We start from the raw sequence: 2,722 nt of genomic DNA, 5'->3' as shown, positions 1-2,722 counted from the left end.
ACCTGCGCCGTCCCTGGGAGCGACCCGCCGAGCCCCGCCGCCTCACTCCCGCCCGCGTCCGCCGGGGGTTTCGCAACGTCCGCGCGACGGCGGCCCGTCCCGCGGCCGCACCGAAACCGTCCAAGCCGGGCCCGGGACGGCCTCCCGGCTCGAAGAACAAGCACCGGGCCAAGCGCCACGACGTCGGCAAGACGGTCAAACGCGCCGAGTCGATCAAGGAACACCAAGCCCGCCGAGGATAAATGCCAAGCTGAGCCCCGGCCTGTGCTCTGCCAGTTGCAGACGCTTCCAGGCCGGTGTGCTCTGCGGACCGTGCGGGCCAGCGCGACACCTTCACCCTGGCGGTTGGGACCAGCCCCTGCTGCTACGCCTCGCGCCCGTCCTTCACCGGATCCGTCCGGCTGTTGACGTCCTTGAAAGCGGTGGGGCTGTAGGGGCTGTCGGGGTGCTGGGCGCGCAGTCGGTTCGCGTACGTGGCGGCCGCGTCGGCCGGGCCCCCGGCTTGTCGCAGCCAGTAGGCGATGTTGCCGGAGACGACCGGGATGACGGGGCTATCTGGGATCGCCTTCCAGCGGGGTGCTGCCCTTCAGCCACGGATCTTCGGCGATGGCCACGGTCAAGGCCACCACGGCGCCGAACAGCTCGCCGGGCAAGGCTGGATCCGCGAGTGTCGCCCCGACTGCGTCCGAGGGGAGAACCGGCCAGAGATCGTCGTCGGGGATGTCACTCACCGGGCATCGCTCCGCCCCGCGCACGGCGGAGACGCGCGATGTCCTCGAAAGTGGTGGTCGGCAGCGTGCCGGCCTGTGCGGCGGAGTGAATCCGGTCCCGGTCCGGATCGCTGTCGAGCATCGCCCGGCCCCACCACTCGGTCATGGCGCGATCAACATCCGGCCCCTGCTCGGCGGCCAGGACCTCGGCGAAGAACTGAGCCCGACGTGCGCTTCCACGCATTGCCTCGGAGATGCCGCCGATGGTGTGCGGCACGCGCGGCAGCGGAGGGTACGAGTGAATCAGCTCTGCGGTCATGGACCTCTCACTCCCTCTGGCCGTGTCGATCGTTCATTCAAGCACGCTCCACGTGTTTGCCCGGCGTGTTACTCATCGCGACGTAGTAGTCGGAACCGCGAGCGAGTCTGCGGTCTGCGGTCAGCCCGCGAACGGATCGTTGGGTGTGGTGGTTCCTCACTTGTCCCGGCGCTCGGGCGCGGCACGGGCGGTCATGACCGCGTCGGCCCGGTGCTGAGTCTTGTTTGGGTGTCTGCCTGGGTTCTCGTCTCGGTGCCTGTCGCTGTCGTTTTGGGCGGTGCTGCCTGACGTGCAGGTTTGTGGGGATTGAGGGACGTGCCGTCGGACAGCAGGTGAGAAGCCACAGGACGTCGAGGTGAGACTCAGCACATGGAATGCGAAGTGCAGCTGTCCGGCGGGCGCATCACCCCTGGTGTGGTCCGGGTCGGCGACACTGTCCGCCGCTCTGCCACCATGTCGTCGGCTTTCGTCGCGGAGCTGCTCGGCCACCTTCAGGAGTACGGCTTCACTACTGGCCGCACCGCGTTATCTGGGCCTGGATGAGACCGGCCGTGACATGTTCAGTTACCTGCCTGGCTGGGTGTCGGCCAAGTTCCAGCGCTGGACCGCCTCAGGTGGTCGCTGCCGGTGCTCGCTCCGCTCGCTGCATGACGCCACCCGCGGCAGCGGACTCGCCGGACCGTGTCCGGTCGTCTGCCACCACGACCCCGGCCCGAACAACACTGTCTTCGTCGGCGGTCGGTCGGTGGCGTTCATCGACTTCGACACTGCCGCCCCCCCGGCGACCCCCTCGAAGACCTTGGATACATGGCGGCCTGGACCTGGTGCGTTTCCTCCAAAGCCGACGCTCCGTCCGCCGGTGCGCAAGCTGCCCAGGCGCGGATCCTCGCCGACGCGTACGGACTGGGCGTCTCCGCCCGCAGGGGCCTGGTCGACGCGATGCTCGAGCGGCAAGCCCGCAAATGCCCGCTGTTCGCCGACCCCGGTCCCCGTGTCCGCCACCAGCGAGCAGATCACCTCCCGCATCGCATGGTCCGAACGCGAACGCTCCTACACGGCCGCGAACCGGTCCGCATTCGCATCGGCGCTGCGCTGAAGCATGGTTCGCGCCCTTCTGCGACCGGCAGTGCGATCTGCCGGTTCCGTATCAGTGAGGTGCTGTCAGTGAGGGGCGCTTCAGCTTGGAGACACATCTGAGGGTTTGTGCTGCTCACGGTGGTGATCGTGGAGTGGCCGTGACTCGGTCCACTGACACGAAGCGGCACCCGCACTGTCACAGGGCGGCAGATTGCTGTCTTCATCACTGACACGAGGACGGCAGATCGCAACCAGGATCTGCGGCCCCTGCGTGACCCGAACGCCGAGGCCGAACCAGAGCGATGAACGGTTCTTTGCCTCATCTGGCCCTCCTCGGCCCACCTATGCTGAAGAAGTCCGTACGGGACCCGTCAGGGTCCAATCGCCACCTCGGGAATGCCCTTGCCGCCTGGCACGATCTTCGCGTGGACATTTCCTGCTGCATTCTGCAGCGCCTTGACGAACTTCAGGTCGGCGGCCGCTTTGGCCTCTACGGCGGCCTGGATGCCGTCGCCGACAGGGGACAGCCCGATACCGTACACCGGGTACTTGAACCGGTGTGCCCTTTGCGCCTCGTAGATCTTGTCCCGGGCGGCGTTCTCCACCTTGGCAGAGT

4 protein-coding genes and 1 pseudogene are annotated in these 2,722 nt (G+C 67.6%); 2 read left to right on the top strand and 3 right to left on the bottom strand.

The annotated features are described in order from the left end of the window. Window positions 1–242 (top strand): annotated as a pseudogene (locus FCI23_RS59070) (NF041680 family putative transposase); the annotation flags it as partial. A 309-nt stretch (window positions 243–551) separates the two neighbouring features. On the opposite strand, the gene FCI23_RS55085 reads toward FCI23_RS59070, so the two are convergent. Both FCI23_RS55085 and FCI23_RS55080 read right to left on the bottom strand, forming a co-directional pair. Next, the gene (locus FCI23_RS55085) at window positions 552–731 is read right to left on the bottom strand and encodes a hypothetical protein (RefSeq protein ID WP_136731679.1); all 180 of its coding nucleotides are present in this window, start codon (window positions 729–731) and stop codon (window positions 552–554) included. Beyond that, window positions 724–1,029 carry a hypothetical protein gene (locus tag FCI23_RS55080; protein WP_136731678.1) on the bottom strand — a complete coding sequence of 102 codons (306 nt, stop codon included), beginning with the start codon at window positions 1,027–1,029 and terminating at the stop codon, window positions 724–726. The genes FCI23_RS55085 and FCI23_RS55080 overlap by 8 nt, the downstream gene beginning before the upstream one ends. 369 nt (window positions 1,030–1,398) lie before the next feature. On the opposite strand from FCI23_RS55080, the gene FCI23_RS62180 reads away from it, so the two are divergent. Continuing rightward, entirely contained in the window at window positions 1,399–1,572 is a 174-nt protein-coding gene (locus FCI23_RS62180) for a hypothetical protein (RefSeq protein WP_246144936.1), read from the top strand. Between the two features lie 905 nt (window positions 1,573–2,477). On the opposite strand, the gene FCI23_RS58005 is transcribed toward FCI23_RS62180, so the two are convergent. Further along, window positions 2,478–2,722, bottom strand: a 245-nt coding sequence (locus tag FCI23_RS58005) for a hypothetical protein (protein ID WP_169317485.1), incomplete at its 5' end; no start/stop codon positions are given.

Source organism: Actinacidiphila oryziradicis (assembly GCF_005047355.1).
GTDB classification, from domain to species: domain Bacteria; phylum Actinomycetota; class Actinomycetes; order Streptomycetales; family Streptomycetaceae; genus Actinacidiphila; species Actinacidiphila oryziradicis.
This window is presented reverse-complemented; position numbering and strand designations above follow the sequence as displayed.